1 pseudogene is annotated in these 405 nt (G+C 57.5%); it reads left to right on the top strand.

The window, feature by feature from the left end:
- Positions 1-405, top strand: a pseudogene (locus AB1462_RS32350) (hypothetical protein); the annotation flags it as partial.

Raw genomic sequence — 405 nt, forward strand, 5'->3', positions numbered from 1 at the left:
TCGTGAAGCTCTTCACCAAGCGCTCGCAGCTACGCAACGCGCCTTCGCCGGAAGAATATGAAGCCGCCCCCTGGTGGGAGCGCATGGTCTTCGATGGCGGTGAAAAGGTCGTTCGTTCCGGCCGTGGCGAAGTGCAGCTTTCGGGCTATCCGAGCCGGTTCATCAACAGTCTGATCGTCGCAATCACATCCACGATTCTGGCTGTCAGCATGGGCACACTCACCGCCTACGGCTTCTCGCGGTTCAAGGTGAAAGGGGAGGCGGATCTGCTCTTCTTCATATTATCGACGCGAATGTTGCCGCCCGTCGTCGTCGCCATTCCCATGTTCCTGATGTACCGGATGGTGGGGCTGAACGACACGCATTGGGGCCTGATAATCCTCTACACTGCCTTCAATCTTTCCT

This window comes from Pseudomonas sp. SB113 (genome assembly GCF_040754745.1).
Classification (GTDB): domain Bacteria; phylum Pseudomonadota; class Gammaproteobacteria; order Pseudomonadales; family Pseudomonadaceae; genus Aquipseudomonas; species Aquipseudomonas grimontii.